Origin of the sequence: Pseudomonas sp. StFLB209, from assembly GCF_000829415.1 — a bacterium.
GTDB lineage: Bacteria > Pseudomonadota > Gammaproteobacteria > Pseudomonadales > Pseudomonadaceae > Aquipseudomonas.
In genome coordinates this window covers 5,646,813-5,671,437 of record NZ_AP014637.1, presented here as the reverse complement: position 1 = coordinate 5,671,437, position 24,625 = coordinate 5,646,813, and the positions used below count along the sequence as shown (strand labels likewise).

Below are 24,625 nucleotides of genomic sequence, written 5' to 3'. Positions count from 1 at the left end.
CTCAATCGGTCAGTCAGGCAGTTGCCCGGTAGGGCCGAAGAACTCGTGATGGCTCTGCGCCTCAGGCACGCCCAGTGCTTTGAGATCGCGGCGCACGCTGCTCATAAAACCGACCGGCCCCAGGAAGTAGGCATCCACATTGCGATCGGCAGGCAGCCAGCTGGCCAGCACTTCCTGGCAAAGACGCCCTTGGGCATCAAAACGGTCACCGGCCTCAGGCTGGCTGTAGCAGACGTACAGGCTCAGCTGTGGGTGCTTGCGCTGCTGCTCTTGCAGCCATGGGCGGAACGCCTGCAGGCTGGCATTGCGGGCACTGTGAATGAAGGTGATCGGCCGGCCGCTAGCCAGCGCGCTTTCCAGCATCGGCAGGGTCGGGGTGATGCCGACACCGGCGCTGATCAATACCAGCGGACGCGACGAGTCTTGCAGGGTGAAATGCCCGGCTGGCGGGAACAGCTCGACCCGGTCACTGACCTGCAAGTGATCGTGTAAATACCTCGAAGCGATACCCTGCTCATCGCGCTTGACGCTGATCCGGTAGCCACGGCCGTTGGCCAGTGCCGACAGCGAGTAATTACGGCGCAGTTCCTGGCCATCAATGTTCAGCTTCAGGCCAAGGTACTGGCCAGGGGTGAAGTCCAGCACCGCACCACCGTCAAGCGGTTCGAAATAGAACGAGGTGATCTGCGCGCTTTCTTTTTCCTTGCCCACCAGCTTGAAAGGACGCGCCCCACGCCAGCCGCCCCGGGCCTGTTCGTTGTGCTGGTAAGCGGCTTCTTCGGCGCCGATCAGGATATCGGCCAGTTGACCGTAAGCGGCGCCCCAGGCATCGATCACCTCGTCGGTCGCAATGTCTTCACCCAGCACTTCACGAATGGCGCGCAACAGGCAAGTGCCGACAATCGGGTAGTGCTCCGGCAGAATCTGCAAGGCCACGTGCTTGTTGACGATCTGGCCCACTAACGGGCCAAGGGCTTCGAGACGGTCGATATGCCGGGCGTACATCAGCACCGCGTTAGCCAGCGCCCGTGGCTGAGCACCGCTGGCCTGGTTGGCCTGGTTGAACAGCGGACGCACCTCGGGGTATTCACTGAGCATCATGTTGTAGAAGTGAGTGGTCAGCGCTTCGCCACCGGACTCCAGAAGAGGAACAGTGGCCTTGATGATTGCGCGTTGCGGGTCGGTGAACATGGAATGACTCCCTGGCGGTTAACGGTTGCCATAGCAGAGTCAACTTCCGTGCCAGGCCTTCGGGCCTTTTAATTCAAGGGTTTACGCGCTCTTGTGTCATTTCGACTCTTGTATTTTTGTAGTCAGGATGACTCTTTTGGTCAAAATGACTAATGGCATTATTCAGCAACACCTTTATGCAACCGGCGATAAATCTCACGCTACTATGCGTGCCTTTATCGCCTCGACCCTTCCTTCATGTTCGAACTCTCCAGCTACCTCGGGCTGTTCTTCGCCGCCTTCGGCGCCGCCACGCTGTTGCCCATGCAGTCCGAAGCCGTGCTGGTCGCGATGCTGATCTCTGGCCACTACCTGACCTGGTTGCTATTGCTGGCCGCCACCACCGGCAATGTGCTGGGTTCGATCAGCAATTGGCTGATCGGCCGCTCGGTCGAACGGTTGCGCCACAAACGCTGGTTCCCGGTCAGCGAAAAACGCCTGCAACAGGCTCGTGGTCATTACCAGCGCTACGGTTACTGGTCGCTGCTGCTCAGTTGGGTGCCGGTGATCGGCGACGCCCTGACCGTCGTCGCCGGGGTCATGGGCGAGCCGCTGTGGCGTTTTAGCTTGATCGTCAGCCTGGCCAAGGGCTTGCGCTATCTGGTGGTGGTGTGGCTGACCCTGGGCTTTATCTGACGCGATTGGCCGCCAACGCCAGCCCGTCTGGCGGCAAGGGCAGGGCGGTCTTGTACAACACCTGCTTGAGGGCAAAACTGGAGCGAATATTGGCCACCCCCGGCACTTTGGTCAGGTGCTCAAGAATGAAGCGCTCCAGCTCATGGATATTGGGCACCAGAATGCGCAGCAGATAATCGGCGTCACCGGTCATCAGGTAGCACTCCATCACTTCAGGTCGCCCGGCCACCGCCGCCTCGAAGCGCTGCAACGCGCCTTCGTCCTGCTTCTCCAGGCTCACATGAATGAATACGTTCAGGTCCAGGCCCAGCACCTTGGGGTCGAGCAGGGTGACCTGACCCTTGATCAGCCCGGCCTCCTGCATGGCTCTGACCCGATTGAAGCAGGGCGTCGGCGACAGATTGACTGCGCGGCCCAGGTCCGCATTGGTGATGCTGGCGTCGCGCTGCAGGCTGTCGAGAATGCTGATATCGGTACGGTCGAGCTTCTTCAAGAGAATAAACCTCTTTAAAAGGATTGATTGGCAGAGTTTAGTTCTGCAAACGGCTTGCTGGGTAGATAAAAGCGCAAAGAATCTCTCTTGCACCTTTATTAACATTTCTCCTGCACAGCCACTGCCGCCGGAGCCATCATGATCAATACCAGCAAACCCGCCACCCACTTGCCCGCAAGCCATGGTCTGTTGGCTTCGCCCCAGGCCAAGGGCGTGTTGTTACTGGTACTGGCGATCCTGATCTGGGGCGCCAACTGGCCAGTGATGAAGGCCGGTTTGCAGCACATCACCCCGGTGTGGTTCTCCGCCGTGCGCTTCGCCGCCGGTGCCGCCTGCCTGTTTGCCCTGCAACTGGCCACGGGTAGCCTGCGCGTGCCGGGCCGTCGCGACCTGCCACTGATTCTCAGTGTCGGCCTGCTGCAGATGCTGACCTTTACCGTGCTTGGTGCCATGGCCATGACCGAAGTGCCGGCCGGCCGCTCGGCGGTGCTGGCCTACACCACCCCGCTGTGGGTGACGCCGATTGCGGTGACCTTCCTCGGCGAGCGGCTGTCGCGTCGGCAATTGATCGGCACGCTGTTCGGCGGCATTGGCGTGGCTGTGCTGTTCAACCCGCTGACCCTCGACTGGGGTAATACCACCCTGCTCAAAGCCAACCTGATGCTGATCGCGGCATCGATCTGTTGGGCGCTTTGCATATTGCATCTGCGTCATGCGTCCACAGGCACCAGCGCCTATCAGCTGGCGCCCTGGCAGATGCTCACCGCCACCGTACCGTTGCTGGTGCTGGCGCACGTGGTGGAAGGGCCGTTCACCGGTGATGGCTCCATGGCGCTGTGGCAGATCCTGTTGTTCATGGGGCCATTGGCGACCGCGTTCTGCTTCTGCGCGGTCAATGCGGCGAGCATGTGGCTGTCGAGCACCAGCATGTCGACCGCGATGCTCGGCGTGCCGGTGGTGGGGCTATTGATGTCGGTGCTGTTCATGGGCGAGCAACTGACCCTGCCGCTGATTGGGGGGGTAATGGCGATTCTCGGCGGCATCGTGATCGTGACCTGCAAGCGCAGCGGCGACTGAGCTCAGGCGCCAGCCACAGCAAGACGACAGATCAATCGCTTAATACCACCCCTAGCGTTGGGGGTGTAAGGTTTATCCCACCGCCTGTGCTGCCCGGTAATCAGGGGCGAGGCGGGGGCGCGGCGTGCAACTGATCCGCTCAACGCATAATCAAGCTGAATCTATTCATCCGGGCAGGGTCACCTGATTGGACCGGTCGGGACCGAGGCGTGTGGCAATGAACCACCGCCCGACCTGACTGTTAGCGCCTTCGTGAGCGCACCACTCAATGGTGAACCTGATGAAAAAATCCAACACGCCAGGCCCGGCCGCGGCCGGGCAGGACAGCCCCGCATTACATGCCTCACGGCGCAATTTTCTCAAGGCTGGCGCTTCCGGCATCGCCGCCGCCACCGTTGCAACCTGGGTTCCTGACGGTATGGCTCAATCAGCACCGGCTGTCAGCCAGCCACCTGCCGCCGGGCCGGCCGCCGGGGAGCAAAGCATCGAACTCAAGGTCAACGGCCAGAGCCACCGGCTCAACGTGCCGGCCAACGCGATCCTGCTCGATGTGCTGCGTGACCGCCTGCAACTGACCGGCACCAAGAAAGGCTGTGATCACGGTCAGTGCGGAGCCTGCACCTTGCTGGTCAATGGCGTGGCGATCAACTCGTGCCTGTCCATTGCCGTGCAGCATGACGGTGATGAAATCACCACCATCGAAGGCCTGGCTCAGGACGGCAAGCTGCACCCGGTGCAGCAAGCGTTCTGGGAGCACGACGCCTATCAATGCGGTTACTGCACCTCGGGGCAGATCATGAGCGCCGTCGCCATCCTTAATGACCCGAATATCGGCAGCGATGACGCCAGCGTGCGTGAGGCCATGAGCGGCAATATCTGCCGCTGCGGGGCCTACAAGAACATCCTTGCGGCCGTGCAGTCGGCGCGGGGCAAGATGGGGAGGTCGGCCTGATGCGTACCTTCGACTATCTGCGAGCTTCATCGCCGGCCCAGGCGGTCGGCCAGGCCAGCGGCGACGGTCAGCGGTTCTACCTGGCTGGCGGCACCACCTTGCTGGATCTGGTCAAGCTTGATGTGATGCAGGCCGAGCATCTGGTGGACATCAATCGGCTTGACCTGCGCAAGGTCGAGCCGCTGTCCGACGGCCGTCTGCGGGTCGGCGCGCTGGTCAGCAATACCGAGCTGGCCAATCACCCCTTGGTCCGTGAGCGCTATCCGGTACTGGCCCAGGCGATTCTGCAGGGCGCCAGTACTGCGCTGCGCAACAAGGCGACCACCGCCGGCAACCTGATGCAGCGGGTGCGCTGCAATTACTTTCGTGACGGCCTGTCACCGTGCAACAAGCGTGAGCCGGGCTCCGGTTGCGCAGCCGTTGACGGCCTGAACCGCAGTGTTCACGCGGTACTGGGCACCAGTGACCAGTGTATTGCCGCGCACCCCTCGGACATGTGCGTAGCCATCGCCGCACTGGGTGCTCAGGTGACGGTGCAAAGCGCGCAAGGCAGCCGCGACATTGCGTTTGCCGACTTTCATCTGCTGCCAGGCAGCACGCCATGGAAGGAGCATGCTCTGCAAGCTCACGAGTTGATCACTCACCTGACCCTTGATGCGCCGTTGCCGGGTAGTCGTTCGGCCTACCTGAAGCTGCGTGATCGAACCTCTTACCAGTTCGCTCTGGCCTCCAGCGCTGTGGTGCTGGTGCTCGATGGCGAGCGCATCACCGACGCGCGCATTGCCCTGGGCGGCGTGGCCAGCAAGCCATGGCGCGCCAGCGAAGCCGAGCGGGCACTGATTGGCCAGCCGGTATCGCTGGCGCTGTATGGCCAGGTCGCGCAGTTGGCGATGAAGGACGCCCGTGGCTATTCCCACAACGCGTTCAAGATTCCTCTCGGCCAACAGGTCATCACCCGTAACCTCCGTGATCTCACGGCCCAGGAGCTGGCATGAACCAGAACGTGATTGGCAAGGCCCACAAGCGTGTTGATGGCCGCCTCAAGGTCAGCGGTGAGGCGCGCTATGCGGCCGATTATCCGCAGCAAGGCCTGCTCTACGCCTACGGGGTATTCAGCACCATCGCCAGTGGCAAGATTCTGGCAATCGATGATGCCAGCGCCCGCGCCATGCCGGGTGTGGTGGATATCCTGCATCACGGCCATCGCCCGGACATGCACCGTACACCTGATGAGGCCATGAGCTTTGACAAGTTGCTGCAGGCCAGCAAGACCGACGAACACCGGCTGCCGTTCGAAGATGACCAGGTTTACTACCCCGGCCAATTCGTCGCGCTGGTGGTCGCGCAGACGTTCGCGCAGGCGCGGGCAGCGGCCCAGCGCGTCACGGTTCGCTACGCGGCCCAGGACCCGGTGCGGAGCCTGGAAGAGGGGCTGCGCATCAACGGCTTCAAACCCGCCAGCGGCAGTCACGAGCGGGGTACGCCAGAGCCGGCCTATCAGTCGGCCGCGCAGCGCATCGACGCGACCTATACCACGCCGGTGGAAACCCACAACCCAATGGAAATGCACGCCACCACCGCCCACTGGCAGGACGGTCGGCTGTACGTGGAAGAGAGCACTCAGGGGGTCGTGAACCATCGCAACCTGCTGGCCAATGTGTTTGATCTGGCACCGGAACAGGTCGAAGTCCGGGCGCCGTTCATTGGCTCCGGGTTTGGCGGCAAGCTCTGGCCCTGGCCGCACTCCATTGCTGCCTGTGCAGCGGCCAGGCTGACCGGCCGCCCGGTGCAACTGATGCTGCCCCGTGCGCAGATGTTCAGCACCGTGGGCCATCGTCCCGAGACCCGCCAGCGCCTGCGCCTGGCGACTGACGACAAGGGCCGGCTGGTATCGCTGCGTCACGAGTCGTTCAATAGCACCTCGACCCTGGACACCTACATCGAAACCTGCGGCAGCGTGACCAAGAGCCTGTACAGCTGCGCCAACGTGCTGGTCACTCACCACACCAGTGCGGTCAATCGCGGCACCCCGACGTCCATGCGCGCGCCCGGCGCCGCGCCAGGATTGTTCGCCCTGGAGTCGGCTATCGATGAAATGGCCCTGGCTGCCGGCCTTGACCCATTGGCATTTCGCCAGCTCAACCTGGCCAGCAAGGATGAGAGCACTGATTTGCCGTGGTCAAGTAATCACCTGCCCGAAGCCATCGACAAGGCCGCCGAGCGTTTCGGCTGGAAGCAGCGCAATGCTCAGGTCGGCTCGATGCGTGATGGCGACGAGATCATTGGCTACGGCATGGGCGCCTGCAACTGGGAGGCGTTTCAGGTCCCGACCGAAGCCCGGGTCAGCCTGCGCGCCAACGGTACCGCGCTGGTGCAATGCGGGGTGCAGGACATCGGCACTGGCACCTACACCATCGTCGCCCAGACGGTCAGCGAACTCACCGGGCTGCCGGTCGAGCGCATCGAGGTGCAATTGGGCAATTCGTCGTTCAGTCCAGGCCCGGTGTCTGGCGGCAGTTGGGTCACCGCCAGCATCATGCCGGCGCTGGCCGGTGCAACCCGCGAGGCGCTTGATAAACTGCGCAGCTACGCCACTGCCGAGAGCGGTTTTTTTGCCGGTGAAAAGCCCGACACCCTGCAGGTCCGTGACGGTCGGTTGGTCAAGGGCGAGCGGCAGGTCAGCTTTGCCGACGTACTGGCTCAGCAACGTCTGGCCCGCGCCGAAGGCACGTATCACAGCGAGCAGGGCAAAGAACAGAAATACTCGTTTCGCTCGTTCGGTGCGCATTTTGTCGAGGTGCGCTGGGACCCGGGCATCTCGCGGCTGCGAGTGGCCAGGGTGGTCAGTGCCATCGATGTCGGCAAGGTAGTCAACCCACTGGCAGCGCGCAACCAGGTCGAAGGCGCCATCGTGATGGCGGTCGGCATGGCCCTGTTCGAGGCCACCGAGCACGACCCGCGCACAGGCTTGCCGGTCAATGACAACTACGCTGAATACCTGGTGCCGGTGCACGCCGATCAGCCCGAAATCGAGGTGATCCTGCTCGATTATCCGGATCTGAACCTCAACGAATTCGGCGCCAGGGGCATCGGCGAGATTGGCATCACCGGTCTGGCCGCAGCAGTCGCCAATGCCGTGTACCACGCCACCGGGCAGCGTATCCGCAGCCTGCCGATCACCAAGGAAAAGCTGATGGCCGGGGTCTGAGCCCAGGGGAGTGTCATGCAACAGCTTGATTTGCAGGTCATACAGCAGGCCCGTGACTGGCTGGCCCAAGGCCGGCCGGTGTGGTTGTGTACGGTGCTGTCCACTTATGGCTCGGCACCGCGCGGGCCGGGGGCGATGCTGGTTGCGCTGGCTGGCGGTGAGCATCGCGGTTCATTATCCGGCGGCTGCATCGAAGAGGACTTTTTGCAGCGTCTGGCCGACGGCACATTACCGCGTTGCAACCAGCGGGTGCGCTATGGCGAAGGCGGGTTTGCGCCCAATCTGGTGCTGCCGTGTGGCGGTGTACTGGACGTGCTGGTGGAGTACCTGCCACCGCGTGCCGAGGTCGATCGGCATCTGGCCAGCGTGGAGCGGGCCCTGAGCGCCGGCCCGTGGTTGATTCGCGAGGTCAGCCTGCACGGGCAACTGCCAGCGGTATCGCCCGGCAGCCTGAGTCATCCACGGGTGGCGGTCAGTGCGGAGCAGGTTTCAATCCGCATCGGCGCGGTACACCGGCTGCTGCTGGCCGGCTTGTCACCGGTGGCCGAGTTCTGTGCCAGCTTCGCTCTGGCGCTGGGCTACGAGGTGATTCTCTGTGAACCGCGCACCGAACTGCTGGCCGGGTTTTGCGTGCCGGGCGTCGAGGTGTGTCCGGTGCTGCCAGCGCTGTACATCGAGCAGGGCGGTTGTCATGCGGCGACCGCCGTAGTCGCCTTGACCCACGATCCACGCCTGGATGACCTGACACTCATGGAGGCGGTGCGCAGCGAGGCGTTCTACATCGGTGCCATGGGTTCGCGGCAGACCAGTCACAAGCGCATGGAGCGCCTCCAGCGCATCGGCGGGCTGGACGCCCGGGCGTTGGCACGTATTCATGCGCCGATCGGCTTGAATCTGGGCAGCAAGACCCCGGCGGAAATTGCCCTGGCGGTGATGGCGGATATCCTTGCCAGCGCCAATGGCATGCACGCTCAACAGGTCTGGTCGCGCAGCACCTGAGCCAGCGCGGCCGGGGTATCGGCGTCGAGCAGGATGCCCCGGTCGGCCGTCTCGACCCTCACGCAGTACTCGCTGTGCGCGGCGAGCAGTGCCTTGGCGCCTCGGTCGCCACGCAACTGCTGCAACTGCGGCCAGAAGTGTCGGCCAATGATCACCGGATGGCCCTGCTGACCTTCATGCATCGGCACGATGATGCGCTGCGGACCTGCCAGCGCCGCCAACGCCACTAAGGTTGCCGGGTTCAGCCAGGGCATGTCTGCCAGCAGGATGGCCACCGCCTCGGCAGGCGCGTCGGTCAGCGCTGATACGCCACTGGCCAGGCTATGGCCCATACCCAGATCTGCCTGCGGGCTGCGCACCACACGCACTTGAGGGTCCAGGCCCAGCGCGGCGGCATCGTCTTGCTCGCGCAGCACCACGCGCACATCGGCAAACGCCTGGCAGGCATTGGTGCAACTGCTTTGCAGCACACGGCGGCCGTCGGCAATCAATGCCTGGCGCTTGTCACTGCCAAAACGTCGGCTGCTGCCCGCCGCCAGAATCAGCGCGGCCACCAGAGGGGAAGGGGATGGAGACATCAAGCGCTGAGTCCTTGTTTGAGCATTACCAGCCGCAAGTGTGGCATCTTTGCAGCCTTGTGTAAGGCGACCATCTTCGCCAGCACCACGTTTATCAGCAAGAGAGCGCCCATGAATCCGCATATGCTTCCCGTTGAACTGGACAAAGCCTACCGCCTGGTCAACCACGGCCCGACCATCCTGGTCTCGGCCAGCCACGGCGGCACCGACAACGTCATGGCCGCCGCCTGGGCCTGTGGCCTGGATTTCTCGCCCTCCAAAGTCACTGTGGTCATCGACAAGATCGCCCGCACCCGTGCTCTGGTCGAGGGCAGTGGCTACTTTGCCCTGCAAGTGCCCAATGTTGCCCAGTTGCAATTGACCCAGGCGGTGGGCACCCACAGCCTGAACGACGACCCGGACAAACTGGAAAAATGTGGCGTGCAATTGATGCACGTGGACGGCTTCAAAACGCCTCTGGTGGTGGGCTGTTCGGCGTGGCTGATCTGCAAGGTGATCGACGAGCCACATAACCAGCAAGCCTACGACCTGTTCATTGGTGAGGTGGTGGGCGCCTGGGCGGACGATCGGGTGTTCCGCAACGGGCATTGGCAATTCGCCGAGGCTGGCCCCGAATGGCGCAGCCTGCATTACATTGCGGGTGGGCAGTATTACGCCATTGGCGAGTCGGTGGTGGCTTAGCAACCCGCTGGCCTGCGAAAGGGGCAGTAGAAACAATGCCGATCAGTTAAGCGATTAGCAGGTTTGGCTCGGCTTCGGTGGGAGATCACCCGCTGCCATGGCACCGCGCTGTCGCGCAGCAAACACGCAACCTCCGTAGGAGCAGCTTTAGCTGCGAAAGGCTTCGCAGCTAAAGCTGCTCCTACGGGGTGTCCTTACCAAACTGGTGCGAAAAGCCCCTTCCTTCAGGTGGGGGATGAAAGCGCCACCGCGAAGCGGTCATAGGGGTTAACATCCCAAAAACCGCCCCTATTCTGTGTTTCATGACCGAAATGAAAGCGACCAAAACCCTCAAGGTTCGAGTGCGAGACAAGCACGCAGCGCAGCTGCGTGAAGCTTCTCGTGCCGTGAATTTTGTGTGGAACTACGTAAACGAGTTGAGCAGTCGCACGATTCGTGAGCGTGGTCGTTTTCTGTCGGCGTTCGACATTCACAAGTACACCAACGGGGCCGGCAAAGACCTGAGCCTGCACAGCCAATCGGTGCAGGCTGTTGCCGACGAATATGTCACACGGCGCAAGCAGTTCAAAAAGCACCAGCTCCGCTGGCGCTGCTCGGGCGGCGCTCGGCGCAGCCTGGGCTGGGTGCCCCTCAAGGCCGGCGCTGCTGTCTGGAAAAACGGCCAGGTCGTCTTCAACAAACAGCACTTCAAGGTCTGGGACAGCTACGGCCTGGCGGGCTTTAAATTCAGGTCCGGTAGCTTCAACGAGGACAGCCGTGGACGCTGGTATTTCAACGTCGTGGTCGAGGTCGATCGCCAGTTATCGCCAGGCCAGGATGCAGTGGGGATCGACCTCGGACTGAAAACCACGGCCACCTGCAGCGACGGTGATCGCCTTGAAAGCGGCAGGTTCTACCGGGATCTGGAGAGCGCCCTGGGCACTGCCCAGCGCGCCGGCAAGAAGGCCCGTGTGCGGGCGATTCACGCTAGGATTGCGAACCGCCGCAAGGATTGCCTGCATAAGTTCAGCAACGCGCTGGTAGCGCGTTGTGGCGTCATTGTGGTGGGCGATGTGAACTCACTGAAACTCGCGAAAACCAGGATGGCCAAGTCGGTGCTGGACGCCGGCTGGGGTCAATTGAAAACCATGCTGGAATACAAATGCGATCACGCAGGCACGGTTTTCAAGGTTGTTAGCGAGAGAAACACCACCCAAACCTGTTCGAGCTGCAAGCAATTGCCGGACTCGAGGCCCAGAGGTATCGCAGGGCTTGGAATAAGGGAATGGACTTGTTGTGGGTGCGGTGCCACCCACGACCGCGACGTCAACGCCGCAAAGAACATTCTCGCGCTCGGGCATGAGCGTCCAGTTGTGGGAATCCCCGCCCTTTAGGGCGGGGAGGATGTCAAAGTTGCCTGCCGATCAATTACGATCCAGCCACACCGTCTGCGCATTGCAGAATTCACGCACGCCAAAGTGTGACAGCTCGCGACCAAAGCCGCTTTTCTTGACCCCACCAAACGTTACCCGTGGGTCGGAAGCGCTGTAGCCGTTGATAAACACCCCACCGGTTTCCAGCTGTTCGGTCAGTTGTTCAGCCCGCGCCACATCCTGGGTGTAAATCGTTGCCGTCAGGCCAAACTCGCTGTCGTTGGCCAGCTCCAGGGCATGCTGTGCATCCCGGGCGGTAATGATCGAGGCAACGGGGCCGAACAGCTCCTGGCGGAACGAAGTCATCCGGTCGGTGACATCGCCCAGCACGGTCGGTAGATAGAAGTTACCCGCGCCTTCGGCTTTACTGCCACCAAGCAGCAGGGTCGCGCCTTCGCTCAGGGTCGCCTGCACCTGGCCGTCCAGTTCGTCGCGCAGGTCGAAGCGCGCCATCGGGCCGATATAGGTAGCGTTTTGTGATGGATCACCGACGACCAGCTGGCGAGTCTGCTCGACAAACCGCCGGGTAAATTCCTCGACCACGCCCTGCTCGACGATCAGCCGCTTGGCCGCTGCGCAGACCTGGCCGGTGTTCTGGTAGCGGCCGATCACGGCCGCTTTTACTGCTTCATCCAGGTTGGCATCGTTGAGCACGATGAACGGGTCGGAACCGCCCAGTTCCAGCACGCATTTTTTCAGGGCGGCACCGGCCTGCGAGCCGATGGCAATACCGGCGCGCACACTGCCGGTCAGGGTCACGGCGGCAATGCGGTCATCGGCGATGGCTTTCGATACGCCGTCCGGGGTGACGTTGATCACCTCGAATACGCCGTCCGGGAAACCGGCCTGCTGCAACGCATCGCGCAGCAGATAGGCACAACCCATGATGTTCGGCGCGTGCTTGAGCACGTAGGTATTGCCGGCCAGCAAGGTTGGCACCGCGCCGCGCAGCACCTGCCAGTACGGGAAGTTCCATGGCATCACCGCCAGCACCGGACCCAGCGGGCGGTACTCGATACGCGCCTTGCCGCCCGGCACTTGGGTCGGTTCCGGGGCGAGCATGGCCGGGCCATTCTCGGCGTACCATTCGCACAACTGCGCGCATTTTTCGATTTCGCCACGCGCCTGGGTGGCCGGCTTGCCCATTTCCTGGGTGGCCATGCGGGCCATGTCGATGGCCTGTTCGCGCAGCACACTGGCCAGCACGGTGACGAGCTCGACGCGCTCGGCGAGCGACTTGCGTTTCCATACGCTAAAACCTGCCGCAGCCCGCGACAGTGCGGCTTCCAGTGCCGCTTCGGTTTCATAGGGATAGGCGCCGATCTGTTCACCGTCGTTCGGGTTGATCGAGATGGCGTGGGTCGTATGGGAAACGCTGGTCATTTTCAGGCTCCGGTCTTATTGGAAAGTGATGCCAGACTAATGCCCTGCTATGATCCTGAAAACTGAATAATAATGACGAACCCATTCACGTTTGGAGAATGCTGTGGATCTTGTCCAGCTGGAAATCTTCAAGGCGGTTGCCGAGCACGGCAGCATCAGCGCTGCGGCGCAGCATATTCACCGGGTGCCCTCGAACCTCACCACACGTATCAAGCAGCTCGAAGAAGATCTTGGCGTTGAGTTGTTCATCCGTGAGAAACAACGCCTGCGCCTGTCACCGGCCGGCTGGAACCTGCTCGATTACGCCGGGCGCATTCTGGACCTGGTCGAAGAGGCGCGGATGACCGTCGCCGGTGAAGAACCCCGCGGCCCGCTGGCGCTGGGCTCTCTGGAGAGTACCGCTGCGGTGCGCATTCCGGCGTTGCTGGCAGCCTACAACCAGGCTTTTCCCAAGGTTGAACTGGCATTGTCCACCGGCTCTTCCGGGACCATGATCGACGGCGTGCTGGCCGGTAACCTGGCGGCGGCCTTTGTCGATGGCCCGGTCCTGCACCCGGCGCTGGAAGGCATCCCGGTGTTTCAGGAAGAAATGGTCGTCATCGCGCCGCTCAACCACGCACCGATCCATGGCGGCCGCGATGTGAACGGCGAGCAGATCTACGCTTTTCGCTCCAACTGCTCTTACCGCCACCACTTCGAAAGCTGGTTCGCCCATGACTCGGCGGTGCCGGGCAAAATCTTCGAAATGGAGTCCTACCACGGCAAGCTCGCCTGCGTCAGCGCCGGCGCCGGCCTGGCCCTGATGCCGCGCAGCATGCTCGAAAGCATGCCCGGCAGCGCGATGGTCAGCGTCTGGCCGTTGAACGAACAGTTTCGTCACCTCAACACCTGGCTGGTATGGCGCAAAGGCACGGTATCGCGCAGCCTGTCCAGCTTCATAGAGCTGCTGCAAGCGCGCAGCGACAACCTCAACGCAACCCCCAAGGAGTGACCCATGCTGATCGATCAGCTCGACCATCTGGTGCTGACCACCACTGACCCGCACGCGTGCGAAGACTTCTATGTGAGGGTGATGGGGATGCAGCTGGAGGTCTTCGGCGCGGGTCGCAAAGCCTTTCGGTTCGGCAATCAGAAAATCAACCTGCATGTGAAGGGCGGCGAATTCGAGCCCAAGGCCCATCTGCCAGTATCAGGAGCGCTGGATCTGTGCTTTATCAGCGCCGTGCCGCTGGAGCAGTTCATCAAGCACCTGCAACAGCACAACTGGCCCATCATCGAAGGCCCGGTGCAACGCACTGGCGCCACCGGCCCGATCCGTTCGGTGTATGTGCGTGATCCGGACCTGAACCTGATCGAGGTGTCCGAGTATTTGTCCGGCTGAAGCCGCCTTGTTGGTTCAAGCGCACAGCACCGATCTTGGTGGCAGGCAGCTTCGCTGGCGAAGCGGCGGTAAATGCCGCTGTCTGGGTGGTGTCAGGATTCGTCGGCCGAGCCGACGCCCAGCTGATCTAGGTCGGGTCTGCAAGTGTTGATGCTGCCGGCCCGTCCGTGACCAGGCTCGCGCCTACACAAACCGCCCGTAACGGCCATTGGAATAGAGCAGTGGTTGCTGGTCCGAGTACCAGCAATGCTCGACCCGGCCGAGCACCACCAGATGCGAGCCCACCTGACTCAGCTCGGTCACCACACAATCAAACCCGGCACTGCTTGCCGCCAACGCCGGGTTGCCACTGCTCAGGCGCGTCCACGCATGTCGGGCAAAACGCTCCTCAGGCGGCAGACCACCGGCAAAATCGTTGGACACCTGCAGCGCATCGGCGCTCAACACATTCACCGCAAAGCGTCGCTGCTTGAGTAGATGCGGATAAATGCTGGCGCCGCTATTGACCGCAATCAGCACCGTTGGCGGGTCGGCCGTGACCGAACTGAACGCGGTGGCCGTCAGCCCGAAATCCCCCTCGTCACTGCCGCAGGTGATGACATTCACTGACGCTGCGGTGTTACGCATCGCCAGCTTGAAACTGGCAGCGTCGACACTGGGCGCGATGGGTTTTTCGACAACAAGTACAGTCATGACTCACTCACCAGTAATCAACGAAGGGCCAGCTTCTGGCCGCGTAAAGTCTCGGCGATACGCTCGCGGCCATGCAGCGCCTCAATGCTTTTCAGGCGATTGAGCACCTGCTCGCTCCAGGACGGCGTGGTCTGTCCCTGCTCGCGGGCAAACGCGCCGGCCAGCGCTTCGTAGCCGCTGATGCGTTGCTGCTCATCGTCGGCAATGGTATAGGTCTCGCGGTGCAGCACCACAGGTTGCGGCAGGCGTGGCTTGATCGCTGCCGGGCGTGCCGGGTCGGGATGCCCGACCACCAGACCGAACACCGGAAACACCAGCGGCGGCAGTTGCAACTCATCGATCACCGCCTGCAGGTTATTGCGCAGCGCACCGATGTACACCGTGCCCAGGCCCAGCGATTCGGCTGCGACCACCGCGTTCTGCGCAGCCAGGGCCGCATCCAGGCTGCCGACCAGCAGGCTGTCGAGCAAGGCCGGTACTTCCAGCTCCAGACCCTGCACGTCAGCAATCCGCTGGGCGCGTGAGAAGTCGGCCAGCCAGACCAGAAACAGCGGCGCCTGACGAATGTGCTGCTGATCATTGGCCAGCGTTGCCAGACGCGCCTTGCGCGCCGGGTCTTGCACCGCCAGCAGACTCCAGGCCTGCAGGTTGGACGAACTTGACGCTGATTGCGCAGCGGCCAGCAAGGTTTCCAGGGTGCCCTCGGGCAACGGTGTATCCAGATACTGCCGCACGCTGCGATGGCCGAGCAGGGCTTCGATCACCGGGTTGGCTAACGCCGGGGCGTAGTCATCGGCCTGGCGATAGCGTTGTTGCCACAGGCTTTGCACAGTACTCATGCCGGTTCTCCAATGGTGTGTTCGGCCTGAGCGGCCAGGGCATGCCGGTTCTGTGGCACCGTCAGGCCCAGATGGCCACGCAGGGTGCTGTGCCGGTAGTCGTCGCGAAACAGCCCGCGCTCGCGCAGGATTGGCAATACCTCGTTGGTGAAGCGGGCGAAGTCGCTCGGTGCGCCGACATGAATGTTGAAGCCGTCGACTGCGCCTTCGCGGAACCAGCGTTCGATCTCGTTGGCGACAGTCAGCGGTGAACCGACAAAACTGGAATAGGGCTGGCCGAAACGCAGCGCCGCCTGGCGCACGCTGAGGTTCTGCTCGCGGGCCACGCGCTTGATGCGCTCGGCATGGCCGCGATAACCGTTGCTGCCCAGCTCACCCAGATCCGGGAACGGCCCGTCGAGGTCATACTGGCTGAAGTCGTGATAGTTGAATGGCCGGCCCAACTGAATCAGCGCCTTGTTCAGGTCCAGCTCACCCTTGCGCGCCCGCTCGATGGCCTGGGCCTGTTCGTCAGTATCAGCAATGATCGGGTCGATGCCGGGAAACAGCAGCACCTGCTCAGGATTACGCCCTGCCGCAGCGGCACGACGCTTGATGTCGGCGTAGTACTCCTGAGCATCTTCGAAGTTATCGACGCCGGCAAAGATGCCCTCGGCAATCGAAGCCGCCAGGCCGCGCCCGGACTCCGACACCCCAGCCTGGAAAATCACCGGCTGGCCCTGCGGCGAGCGGGAGATGTTCAGCGGCCCGGTGACCGAGAAGAACTCACCCTGATGGTCGAGGCGATGCTGTTTGTCCGGGTCGATGAAGCGCTTGGCGGCTTTGTCACGCGGGAAGGCATCGTCCTCATAGGAGTCCCACAGTCCTTGCACCACCGCCACATGTTCGTGGGCCCGGCGGTAACGCTCGCCGTGGTCGATGTGCTGCTCACGACCGAAGTTGCCGGCAGCGCCTTCAAGACCTGTGGTCACCACGTTCCAGCCGGCCCGGCCGCGGCTGATCTGGTCCAGCGAACCGAACTGGCGCGCCACGTTGAAGGGTTCTGTGTAAGAGGTGGTCAGGGTCGCCACCAGGCCAATCTTGTCGGTGGCGCCGGCCAGCGCCGAGAGCAGGGTCAGCGGTTCCAGGCGGTTGAGAAAATGCGGTGCGGAGTCGGGGGTGATATACGGGCTGTCGACGATGAACACAAAGTCGAACTTCGCCGCTTCGGCCGCACGGGCCTGCTGTTTGTACCAGTCGATATCGATGCTGGCGTCGCCAGGGATTTCCGGGTGCAGCCATTCATGCTGGCTGGTGCCGACGCCGGTGAGGATGGCGCCCAGATGCAGTTGACGTTGAGACATGATCAGAGTCCTTTATATCGGTTTACTGGCCTTGTCGCCGGCAGAGCCGCCTCCCACATAGCCAGTGGGAGGCGGCTCTGTCGGCGATTGCAGTGCGCAGCACTGCCAGAGGAGATCAATCAGCCGGCGTGGGCGGTCTTCGCCGAACCTTGTTGGGTGACCCGTGCGCGGATGCGGGGCAGCAGGTCCTGGCCATACTCGGCGGCATCGCGCAGTTGCTCGAAGCCGCGGAACAGAAAAGTAGTGATACCGGCGTTGTAGTAATCCAGCGCCGCCTCGGCAACCTGATCGGCGGTGCCGACCAGCGAGGTGGAGTTGCCGGCCGCGCCGGTCAGCGCGGCGATTTCGGTCCACAGGCGTTTGTCGTGCACCTTGCGCTGGCTGGCCAGTTCGACCAGCCGCGCCGAGCCGATATTGTTGATGCCGACCTTGTCGCGGCGCTTGCCCTGGCGCAGGTGATGCAGATGCCGGGCGTCTTCCAGAATGCGCTCGGCGCGGGCCCAGGCTTCGGCTTCGGTGCCGCCCAGAATCGGCCGCAGCGACAGGCTGAAACGAATGTGTTGCTCGCGGCCATATTTGGCGGCGGCCTTGCGCACTTTGGCAATGCGCTCGCGCACCTGCTCCAGCGGCTCGCCCCACATCATGTACACGTCGGCGTGCTTGGCGGCGACTTCCACGGCGGCATCGGAGGCGCCCGAGAAGTAGATCGGCAGGTGGGGCTTTTGCAGCGGCTTGACCAGGGTCAGGTTGTCTTCGACGCGGTAGTGTTCGCCCTGATGATCGAACGGTTGGGTGCCGGTCCAGGTCTTGCGCACCACCTCCAGGTATTCGTCGGTGCGAGCATAGCGGGCGTCCTTGTCGAGGAAGTCGCCGTCGCGTTGCAGGTCGCCGCTGTCGCCACCAGTGATCACGTTGATCGAGGCGCGGCCATTGCTCAGGTGATCCAGGGTCGCAAACTGCCGGGCTGCGAAGGTCGGTGCCTGAAAGCCCGGCCGGTGGGCGACCAGCAGGCCAAGCTTGTCGGTCACGGCCGCCGCATAACTGGCGAGAATCATCGAGTCGGCAGAGCTGGTGCTGACCGCCAGCAAGGCTTTGTCGAAACCGCCGTATTCCTGGGCCTGGGCCAATGCCTTGACGAACGCCACGTCCACCACCGGACCACGCGGTGCCTGTGATTCGCTGCCTTCCTGAGGGCCGATCAGGCCGATAAATTCGAGACTCATGGTGGGTAAACTCCTGTTGATCCGGTGGATGGGGCCTCGCAAAACTGTCTGCGTTTTCAGAGGCGCCGTGGGCGCCGCTCTGCATGGAGCGGCGTCGTGATGCACGTCAGGGCAATAGGGCGATACTAGGAGGGGTGGTTTTTATATGCAAAGAACGTATAAAAATATCGTTATATTATTTTCAATGGTTATTTATTGGCTGGCTCTATTCAGCCGTTGTGGTTTTCGTAAGCCAAGGTGTTCTCGTAACGTCGTGCCTTGATACTCGGTACGAAATAACCCGCGGCGTTGCAGCTCGGGCACCACCTGTTCAAGAAAACGCTCGGCACCGCCGGGCATGTACGGGGCCATGATCACGAAGCCGTCGGCAGCGTTCTGTTCCAGCCACTGCTGCATCTGGTCGGCCACTGTTTGCGGCGAGCCGATGAATTTGGCGAAGGCCAGGCTGGAGGCATACCAGCGGCCCAGTTGTTCGAGCGTCCAGCCGGCTTCGATGGCATTGCCGATCACCACGTCGAAGCGGCCCTTGCTGCCGCGAATCTGCTCGCGGATGTCGGGCACCGGCGCGGTCGGGTCGTGCCGGGCGAGGTCGTAGTTCATGCTTGCCGACATGAACGCCAGGCCGGCGATGGGCAGGATTGATTCGTCCAGTCGTGCGGCCAGTTCATGGGCCTGCTGGTCGGTGTCGGCAATGATCGGGTACAGGCCCGGCAGCACCTTCACATCGTCTGGCTGGCGTCCGGCATCCACCACCTGTTGCTTGAAGATACGGTAGAACGCCTGGGCCTTTTCCAGCGTCGATTGCACCGGGAACACCACCTCGGCGTTTTGCGCGGCCAGCGACTGGAACGCAGCCGATACGCCAGCCTGGATCAGCACCGGGTGGCCCTGCGGCGGGCGCGGCAGGTTCAACGGCCCGCGCACTTTGAAGTGCTCACCGTCGTGGTTCAGGTAGTGCAGCTTGCTGGCGTCGGCATAACGACCGCTGGCCTTGTCCGCAACAATCGCCTCGTCTTGCCAGCTGTCCCACAGCCCGCGCACCACATCGAGAAACTCGGCCGCCTTGGCATAACGCTCGGCATGGCCCAGGTGCTGGTCGAAGCCGAAGTTGCGCGCCTCACCGTCGTTGACCGAGGTCACCGCGTTCCATGCCGCGCGGCCGCCGCTGAAGTGGTCCAGGGTGGCGAACTGGCGGGCCGCGTGGTACGGCTGGTGGTAGCTGGTGGAAATGGTCGCGCCCAGGCCAATGTGCGAGGTCAGCACGCTCAGTGCCGAAAGCAGCGCCAGCGGTTCCGGTGAGCCATTCGGTCGCCAGCTCACGGCGGCGTCGAACGAGCCGCCATGAATATCGTCCAGCGCCAGTTTGTCGGCGACAAACAGCATATCCAGCCTGGCCGCCTCGGCCTTTTGCGCAAGCTGCTGATACCAGCGGATGTCCAGCGCATTGCCGGTTTCTGCCTCCGGCAAACGCCAGCCCGCCAGATGCGTGCCAGCGTGGCTGACGAACAGCGCCAGGTGCAATTGGCGATTTACCGGTGGCTGGGTCATTGCGCCGCCTCAGGCTTGCGCACCCGGTGCGGGATATCGTTATCGGCAATCAGCACCCGTTCCATCACCCGCTCGAATTCGCCGTAGTTGTAGACCGGGTAGTGCAGCAGGGCGCGGTTGTCCCAGAACACCACGGTGCCGGGAGTCCACTTGAAGCGCACCTGGTATTCGGGGTTGCTGAATTCCTTGAGCAGTTCGGCGACCAGCGCTTTGCTGTCTTCTACCGACCAGCCGATAAACTGCGGCGACATCGAGAAGTTGATGAAGATCGCGTCTTCGCCTGTTTCAGGATGGGTGCGCACCAGCGGGTGAGCGAGGATCGGATAGGCATAGCCGACCTTGTCCAGCGACGACTTGAAGTTATGCGTCACGTACAGGTTGTCGATGCGCGCTTTGAGTTCATCAGATAGCCCGCGATACACCAGGCCGGCATCGGCCCATACCGTATCGCCGCCCAGCTCGGGCAACGCCACCGCGCGCAACACCGCGCCCCAGGTCGGCTTGAGCATCCAGCTGGTGTCGGTGTGCCACCGGCCCTTGGGCGCATTGCCGTAGGCTTCGCGAGCCTCCCTGGCGAGGATCAGATGGGCCTGGGGCTTGCTGTGGTCCTGCTTCTTGGTGGTCGGGTGCTCGTACAGTTCACCGAACTGCCGGGCAAAGGCGATCTGCTGTTCGCTGTTGATGTGCTGGTCGCGGAAGAACAGCACCTTGTGCTTGAGGATCAGCGCGTGGACCTCGTCACGTTGCTGAGCACTCAGCGGGCGACTCAAATCAATACCGCTGATCTCGGCCCCGACAGTGGGTTCCAGCGGCTTTACGCTGAGCGGTGGAGTGATGGATACAACGTTTTCTGCGGGCATGCTGTAGTCCTCTTGTGGTTACGGTAATAGCGGTGGCAGGAGCGGCTTTAGCCGCGAAGCAATCACTGACGCTTACCAGTCATACGAAACCCGCGCGTAATAGAACGCGCCGTTCAGCCCGTACGGGCTGAAGCTGCCGTAGGCGTCGGGGTTGTTGATCTCGGTGGGGTTGCTGCTGCCCAACCCGGTGGCGGTCGGGGTCGGGTCCTGTTTGTCGGGGCGTACGCCGAACAGGTTGTTGGCGCCCAGCGACAGAGAAATGTTGTCGGTCAGCAGGTAGGTCACGTCCAGATCGGTGATCCACTTGGCGCCGAAACGCTGATCGGCGGCGGCGCTGGTGCCGGCCTCGGTGTACTTGCCGTAGCGGCTCACTTGCAGGTCGGTGATGAAATCTCCGACCTTCCAGTGACCGCCCAACACCAGCTTGTCGCGCGGCGAGCCCTCGGTCAGGTCGGTCTGCGCCTGATGACCGAAAATCACATAATTGCTACCCAGCAGGCTGTCGACGGTGCCGTTGCGCTTGATGCCTTCGAGGGTGGTGCGGTTGTAGCTGTATTGCGCCGACCAGCGCACCGTACCGAAGCGGCCGTAGTCACTGTGCAACTCGCTGACCAGATCGATACCGTCGGTGCGGGTGTCGACGCCGTTCATGTTGTATTGCGCCGAGTACAAATCGTTGATGCCCAGCGAGGCCAGGGTGTCGCGCACCCGGCTCGAGGTGCCGGTGTCGCGGATGATCTCGCTCTTGACGATGCGGTCTTTGATCTCGATGCGGTAGGCGTCCAGCGTCACCCGTGCATTGCGGGTTGGCTCCCACGACAGGCCGACGCTGAAGTTGGTGGATTTCTCCGGCTCCAGATCCCGCGCCCCCAGCGCCTGGGCAGCGGTGCTACTTGGCGGCAGGTAGCGGGCCAGGAGTAACTGGGTGGTGCCATCGGGCAGCAGGGTCGCGGTGTTCTGGGTCACCGAGAAGGTCTGCTGGGCCAGCGACGGTGCCCGAAAGCCGGTATTGAAGGTGCCGCGCAACGCCAGGCCGGGCGCCAGTTCATAGCGGCTCGACAGCTTGCCGCTGGCGGTGTTGCCCGAGCTGTCGTCGTAGTGCTCGAAGCGAAACGCCGCGCTGGTGTAGAGCTTCTCGGTCAGATTGGTGCCGGCGTCCAGATAGAAGGCCACGCTGTCGCGGTCCGGGGAACCGGCATCCACCACCGAGGTGCCGGTAAACGATTGCAGCCCGGCGGTAGGGCGTTGCCCGGCACGCGGATGACCGGCCGGGTACACATAACCGCCGTCGCGGTAGGAGTCCGGCTCGCCGGCACCTTGCACATACTTTTCCCAACGGTGCTCGACCCCGGCTGAAAACTGCAGCGGTCTGGGCAGGCCGATGTCGAATGGCCGGGTGAAATCCAGGTTACTGGTCCACTGCTCGAACTCCAGCGAGCCGAGGTAGAAGTCAGTCTTGCTGGTGGGGCCGATGGACGAGTTGAGGGTGTTCTGCGCACCGAGCCGTACGTCGTCCTTGCCATAGGTGGTGCTCAGGTCGTAACCCCAGCCGCCGACATCGCCCTTGCCGCCGAACGCGACCTGAAAGTCCTGCTCGTCGATCAGCCGCTGGGCATGAAAGCCGTCGGGGACGATCTGCGGGATCGAGCCCAGATTGGTCGCCCGAAAGCTGCCGCGGGTGTCGACAATCGTCCGGTCGCTGTAGGTCGAAAACGAATACAGCTTGAGGTTGTCGTGAATCGGCAGTTCGGCGTTGTACGACAGGTTATAGACCTCGTCGCGGTTGGAGCGGCCATAGCCTTTCTCCAGCAGTCGGTCCACCGAGCCTTCCCGTGGGTCGGGGCTGGCACCTGGGGTGCCGAACGGCACTGACTGGCCATTGAGTACCGGGTAATACCAGGCGCCTTGAGCATCGCCTGCGGCATAGGATGGGCCTTGCAGGCGAATGTCCAGTGAGGTGTTGAAGAACCCACCGTTCTGGCCCAGCGCGAAGCCGCCATTGAGCGCGGTTTGTACCAGGTCGCCGGGCTTGTCTTGCTGCTGACCGGTGGTGACGCTGGCGCTGCCACCTTCGGCCTGGCTTTTGAGGATGATGTTCAGCACCCCGGCAATCGCATCGGAGCCATACTGCGCCGACGCGCCGTCGCGCAGCAGTTCGATGCGCTCGATGGCGGCGGTGGGAATCAGGTCCAGATCCACCGGCACGCTGCCGCTGGCGATGCGCGCAAAGTTGTTGTACACGGCGGTGTTGTGGCGCCGCTTGCCGTTGACCAGCACCAGCAGATGATCCCCGGACAGACCACGGATCGACACCGGCCGCACCGACGAAGAGGTCCCGCCACCGGCCTGGGCCGGTGCACTGAACGACGGCACGATCTTGCCCAGCGCTTCACGCAGGCTGGCCTTGCCGGTCTTGCGGATCTGCTCGCCGCTGATGATATCGATCGGCGACGGGCTCTCGGCGACGGTCAGGGTGTTGCCACGGGTGCCGGTGGAAATCACCGACACCGTGCCCAACACGGTGTCGGCGTCGGCAGCCTGGACTGCACTGGCCAGGCCACACAGCAGCAGACCGCAAAACGCGGGCGAGCGTGGGCCTGACTGCAGACGGGTGTATGCATTCATGGAACATGTCCTTATGGGGGGCATCGTAGGAGCGGCCGGGCGGGGCTCCGTGTTAGCCGCTAATACCGCCTGGCTGCTAAAACCAATACCGTTCGATTAGACCTGCGGGAGTGGCCGGCCGACGCTCCGGTTGCTCAGCCAAGACGGCGGCACATTCGCAGTAGAGGCTGCGACTTACTGGCCTCTTCGTCGGTATGCCGCCCAGACCAGGCTCGCTCCCACAGGGTCCGTAGGGCTTATCTGGACGGTATTGCGGCTAACGCCGCCGCTGCGGGCAAACCGCGCACGGTATTGAAGCTCGGATCGAACCCTTTGGAGACGTCCACCGGCTTGCTGAGAATGCCTTCCTCGCGGTAGATGTCGGCGGTTTGCTGCAGGTTGGCGACCACCTGGTCGGTAATCGCGACCTTCTGGAAATCCGTGGCCTCGGCGCTGGCCAGGTGCACTTCCAGCGGCAGCCCGGTGACCTTCGCCTGAGCCTGGGCGTACTCCTTGGGATGCTGGTTGGCCCAGGCCCAGGCGCGGTCCAGACGTTGCACAAAATCATCGAGCTGCACGCGTTTTTCGGCAATCGCCTTGCTGGTCGCGGCGGTGTACAGGTGGTTGGTCAGCAGGTCGTCACCCTTGCGCAGAATGCGTGCGCCGTTCTGGGTGATGGCGATGGTGGTGTAGGGATCCCAGGTCGACCAGGCATCGGCGTTGCCGCTTTCCAGCGCGCTGCGGGCATCGCTGGGCAACAGGTTGACGAAGGTGACGTCCGAGCTTTGCAGCCCGGCATCGCGCAGCGCCTTGATCACCAGAAAGTGGCCGATGGAACCACGGTTGGTCACCACCCGCTTGCCTTTGAGATCCGCAGCGGTTTTCAGTGGTGAATCCTTGGGCACCAGAATCGAAGTCGAGAAGCGTCCATCGGCGTGGGTAATGCTGACCACCTTCAACGGCGACCCGGCTCCGAGCGCAAACACGTAAGGCGCATCGCCCAGCCCGCCGACATCCACCGCCCCGGCGTTCAGGGCTTCGCCCAGCGGCGCGGCGGCCGGAAACTCGGAAAACTCGATGGTGTAGGGCACATCCTTGAGTTCACCGGCCGCCTGCAACAGCAACTTGTATGAAGATTTCTGGTTGGCGACTTTCAATGGCGCGAGGTCGGCGGCCTGGCTCAGAGTGCTGAACAGCAAAGAGCCGCCAAGCAGGGCGGTGCCAATCAGCGAGGCGAGCAGGGAACGGGTTGGCATAGAGGGCTCCTGACCAGGGCCGCAAGGTCCTGGATCAATCGTGGCAATGGCCTCCACCAGGAAAGGGGTCGGGTATGGATCAGACCTTATCCCTATAAGAAATGACTGTGAAAGTCTTTTTCGCTCTAAGCTAATTATGAAAAATGGTTATCTATTGATTTTTTAATAATCAGATATTTGTATGTCTTTGGGTTGGCTATCTGCCATGCGTCATCTGTGTCTGTTGCTC

The 24,625-nt window shown here is 62.5% G+C and carries 22 protein-coding genes; 10 read left to right on the top strand and 12 right to left on the bottom strand.

Annotated features, from left to right (window positions below; translation table 11 throughout):
* Positions 1-9: 9 nt before the first annotated feature.
* Entirely contained in the window at positions 10-1,191 is a 1,182-nt protein-coding gene (gene hmpA, locus PSCI_RS25255; protein WP_045492279.1) for an NO-inducible flavohemoprotein, read from the bottom strand.
* A 237-nt stretch (positions 1,192-1,428) separates the two neighbouring features.
* Here hmpA and PSCI_RS25250 point away from each other — a divergent pair, with 237 nt between their 5' ends.
* A complete protein-coding gene (locus tag PSCI_RS25250) occupies positions 1,429-1,866 on the top strand; it encodes a YqaA family protein (RefSeq protein WP_045492276.1) in 438 nt (145 codons plus the stop codon).
* Here PSCI_RS25250 and PSCI_RS25245 read toward each other — a convergent pair.
* A complete protein-coding gene (locus PSCI_RS25245) occupies positions 1,859-2,359 on the bottom strand; it encodes an Lrp/AsnC family transcriptional regulator (RefSeq protein WP_045492275.1) in 501 nt (166 codons plus the stop codon). The two genes, PSCI_RS25250 and PSCI_RS25245, sit on opposite strands and share 8 nt — an antisense overlap.
* A 138-nt stretch (positions 2,360-2,497) precedes the next feature.
* Between PSCI_RS25245 and PSCI_RS25240 the strand changes: the two genes are divergently transcribed.
* From PSCI_RS25240 to PSCI_RS25220, 5 genes are all read left to right on the top strand, one after another.
* Positions 2,498-3,436, top strand: a complete 939-nt coding sequence (locus PSCI_RS25240; RefSeq protein ID WP_045492274.1) for a DMT family transporter — start codon at positions 2,498-2,500, stop codon at positions 3,434-3,436.
* 280 nt (positions 3,437-3,716) lie between these two features.
* A complete protein-coding gene (locus PSCI_RS25235) occupies positions 3,717-4,388 on the top strand; it encodes a (2Fe-2S)-binding protein (RefSeq protein WP_045494919.1) in 672 nt (223 codons plus the stop codon).
* Positions 4,388-5,383, top strand: a complete 996-nt coding sequence (locus PSCI_RS25230) for an FAD binding domain-containing protein (RefSeq protein WP_045492273.1) — start codon at positions 4,388-4,390, stop codon at positions 5,381-5,383. The genes PSCI_RS25235 and PSCI_RS25230 overlap by 1 nt, the downstream gene beginning before the upstream one ends.
* A complete protein-coding gene (locus tag PSCI_RS25225; protein ID WP_045492272.1) occupies positions 5,380-7,596 on the top strand; it encodes a xanthine dehydrogenase family protein molybdopterin-binding subunit in 2,217 nt (738 codons plus the stop codon). Before PSCI_RS25230 ends, PSCI_RS25225 begins: the two co-directional genes overlap by 4 nt.
* Before the next feature lie 15 nt (positions 7,597-7,611).
* On the top strand, positions 7,612-8,595 hold the full coding sequence (locus PSCI_RS25220) for an XdhC family protein (protein ID WP_045492270.1): 984 nt from the start codon (positions 7,612-7,614) through the stop codon (positions 8,593-8,595).
* Here the strand turns inward: PSCI_RS25220 and PSCI_RS25215 are convergent.
* Positions 8,568-9,173 (bottom strand): nucleotidyltransferase family protein, encoded by a 606-nt coding sequence (locus PSCI_RS25215; protein ID WP_045492268.1) that lies wholly within the window; start codon positions 9,171-9,173, stop codon positions 8,568-8,570. The genes PSCI_RS25220 and PSCI_RS25215 overlap by 28 nt on opposite strands.
* Positions 9,174-9,284: 111 nt before the next feature.
* Between PSCI_RS25215 and PSCI_RS25210 the strand changes: the two genes are divergently transcribed.
* Both PSCI_RS25210 and PSCI_RS25205 read left to right on the top strand, forming a co-directional pair.
* On the top strand, positions 9,285-9,854 hold the full coding sequence (locus PSCI_RS25210; RefSeq protein ID WP_045492266.1) for a flavin reductase family protein: 570 nt from the start codon (positions 9,285-9,287) through the stop codon (positions 9,852-9,854).
* Positions 9,855-10,165: 311 nt separating this feature from the next.
* Positions 10,166-11,227 (top strand): RNA-guided endonuclease InsQ/TnpB family protein, encoded by a 1,062-nt coding sequence (locus PSCI_RS25205; protein WP_045492264.1) that lies wholly within the window; start codon positions 10,166-10,168, stop codon positions 11,225-11,227.
* 30 nt (positions 11,228-11,257) lie between these two features.
* On the opposite strand, the gene PSCI_RS25200 is transcribed toward PSCI_RS25205, so the two are convergent.
* Positions 11,258-12,649, bottom strand: a complete 1,392-nt coding sequence (locus tag PSCI_RS25200) for an aldehyde dehydrogenase family protein (protein WP_045492261.1) — start codon at positions 12,647-12,649, stop codon at positions 11,258-11,260.
* A 103-nt stretch (positions 12,650-12,752) separates the two neighbouring features.
* Here PSCI_RS25200 and ptrR point away from each other — a divergent pair, with 103 nt between their 5' ends.
* Entirely contained in the window at positions 12,753-13,640 is an 888-nt protein-coding gene (gene ptrR, locus PSCI_RS25195) for a putrescine utilization regulator PtrR (protein WP_045492259.1), read from the top strand.
* Positions 13,641-13,646: 6 nt separating this feature from the next.
* Entirely contained in the window at positions 13,647-14,030 is a 384-nt protein-coding gene (locus PSCI_RS25190) for a VOC family protein (protein WP_173426723.1), read from the top strand.
* Between the two features lie 183 nt (positions 14,031-14,213).
* On the opposite strand, the gene PSCI_RS25185 is transcribed toward PSCI_RS25190, so the two are convergent.
* The 8 genes from PSCI_RS25185 to PSCI_RS25150 form a co-directional block, all read right to left on the bottom strand.
* Entirely contained in the window at positions 14,214-14,723 is a 510-nt protein-coding gene (locus PSCI_RS25185; RefSeq protein WP_045492255.1) for a flavin reductase family protein, read from the bottom strand.
* A gap of 17 nt (positions 14,724-14,740) precedes the next feature.
* Positions 14,741-15,562, bottom strand: coding sequence for an NADPH-dependent oxidoreductase (locus PSCI_RS25180; RefSeq protein ID WP_045492253.1), 822 nt, complete (start codon positions 15,560-15,562; stop codon positions 14,741-14,743).
* Entirely contained in the window at positions 15,559-16,905 is a 1,347-nt protein-coding gene (locus PSCI_RS25175; RefSeq protein ID WP_045492251.1) for an LLM class flavin-dependent oxidoreductase, read from the bottom strand. The genes PSCI_RS25180 and PSCI_RS25175 overlap by 4 nt, the downstream gene beginning before the upstream one ends.
* A gap of 119 nt (positions 16,906-17,024) precedes the next feature.
* The gene (locus PSCI_RS25170) at positions 17,025-18,128 is read right to left on the bottom strand and encodes an LLM class flavin-dependent oxidoreductase (protein ID WP_045492248.1); all 1,104 of its coding nucleotides are present in this window, start codon (positions 18,126-18,128) and stop codon (positions 17,025-17,027) included.
* 192 nt (positions 18,129-18,320) lie between these two features.
* Positions 18,321-19,676: an LLM class flavin-dependent oxidoreductase gene (locus PSCI_RS25165; protein WP_197540962.1), complete on the bottom strand. Its 1,356-nt coding sequence runs from the start codon at positions 19,674-19,676 to the stop codon at positions 18,321-18,323.
* Positions 19,673-20,536, bottom strand: coding sequence for a TauD/TfdA dioxygenase family protein (locus tag PSCI_RS25160; protein ID WP_045492246.1), 864 nt, complete (start codon positions 20,534-20,536; stop codon positions 19,673-19,675). Before PSCI_RS25160 ends, PSCI_RS25165 begins: the two co-directional genes overlap by 4 nt.
* A gap of 72 nt (positions 20,537-20,608) precedes the next feature.
* Positions 20,609-23,161 carry a TonB-dependent receptor plug domain-containing protein gene (locus PSCI_RS25155; protein WP_045492244.1) on the bottom strand — a complete coding sequence of 851 codons (2,553 nt, stop codon included), beginning with the start codon at positions 23,159-23,161 and terminating at the stop codon, positions 20,609-20,611.
* 236 nt (positions 23,162-23,397) lie between these two features.
* Positions 23,398-24,396, bottom strand: coding sequence for an ABC transporter substrate-binding protein (locus PSCI_RS25150; protein ID WP_045492242.1), 999 nt, complete (start codon positions 24,394-24,396; stop codon positions 23,398-23,400).
* Between the last annotated feature and the right edge of the window lie 229 nt (positions 24,397-24,625).

Excerpts from the sequence above, each read along its gene's own strand:
- hmpA (WP_045492279.1), bottom strand. The coding sequence starts at position 1,191 with ATGTTCACCGACCCGCAACGCGCAATCATCAAGGCCACTGTTCCTCTT.
- PSCI_RS25250 (WP_045492276.1), top strand. The coding sequence starts at position 1,429 with ATGTTCGAACTCTCCAGCTACCTCGGGCTGTTCTTCGCCGCCTTCGGC.
- PSCI_RS25240 (WP_045492274.1), top strand. The coding sequence starts at position 2,498 with ATGATCAATACCAGCAAACCCGCCACCCACTTGCCCGCAAGCCATGGT.
- PSCI_RS25235 (WP_045494919.1), top strand. The coding sequence starts at position 3,717 with ATGAAAAAATCCAACACGCCAGGCCCGGCCGCGGCCGGGCAGGACAGC.
- PSCI_RS25230 (WP_045492273.1), top strand. The coding sequence starts at position 4,388 with ATGCGTACCTTCGACTATCTGCGAGCTTCATCGCCGGCCCAGGCGGTC.
- PSCI_RS25225 (WP_045492272.1), top strand. The coding sequence starts at position 5,380 with ATGAACCAGAACGTGATTGGCAAGGCCCACAAGCGTGTTGATGGCCGC.
- PSCI_RS25220 (WP_045492270.1), top strand. The coding sequence starts at position 7,612 with ATGCAACAGCTTGATTTGCAGGTCATACAGCAGGCCCGTGACTGGCTG.
- PSCI_RS25215 (WP_045492268.1), bottom strand. The coding sequence starts at position 9,173 with ATGTCTCCATCCCCTTCCCCTCTGGTGGCCGCGCTGATTCTGGCGGCG.
- PSCI_RS25210 (WP_045492266.1), top strand. The coding sequence starts at position 9,285 with ATGAATCCGCATATGCTTCCCGTTGAACTGGACAAAGCCTACCGCCTG.
- PSCI_RS25205 (WP_045492264.1), top strand. The coding sequence starts at position 10,166 with ATGAAAGCGACCAAAACCCTCAAGGTTCGAGTGCGAGACAAGCACGCA.
- PSCI_RS25200 (WP_045492261.1), bottom strand. The coding sequence starts at position 12,649 with ATGACCAGCGTTTCCCATACGACCCACGCCATCTCGATCAACCCGAAC.
- PSCI_RS25185 (WP_045492255.1), bottom strand. The coding sequence starts at position 14,723 with ATGACTGTACTTGTTGTCGAAAAACCCATCGCGCCCAGTGTCGACGCT.
- PSCI_RS25180 (WP_045492253.1), bottom strand. The coding sequence starts at position 15,562 with ATGAGTACTGTGCAAAGCCTGTGGCAACAACGCTATCGCCAGGCCGAT.
- PSCI_RS25175 (WP_045492251.1), bottom strand. The coding sequence starts at position 16,905 with ATGTCTCAACGTCAACTGCATCTGGGCGCCATCCTCACCGGCGTCGGC.
- PSCI_RS25170 (WP_045492248.1), bottom strand. The coding sequence starts at position 18,128 with ATGAGTCTCGAATTTATCGGCCTGATCGGCCCTCAGGAAGGCAGCGAA.
- PSCI_RS25165 (WP_197540962.1), bottom strand. The coding sequence starts at position 19,676 with ATGACCCAGCCACCGGTAAATCGCCAATTGCACCTGGCGCTGTTCGTC.
- PSCI_RS25160 (WP_045492246.1), bottom strand. The coding sequence starts at position 20,536 with ATGCCCGCAGAAAACGTTGTATCCATCACTCCACCGCTCAGCGTAAAG.
- PSCI_RS25155 (WP_045492244.1), bottom strand. The coding sequence starts at position 23,161 with ATGAATGCATACACCCGTCTGCAGTCAGGCCCACGCTCGCCCGCGTTT.
- PSCI_RS25150 (WP_045492242.1), bottom strand. The coding sequence starts at position 24,396 with ATGCCAACCCGTTCCCTGCTCGCCTCGCTGATTGGCACCGCCCTGCTT.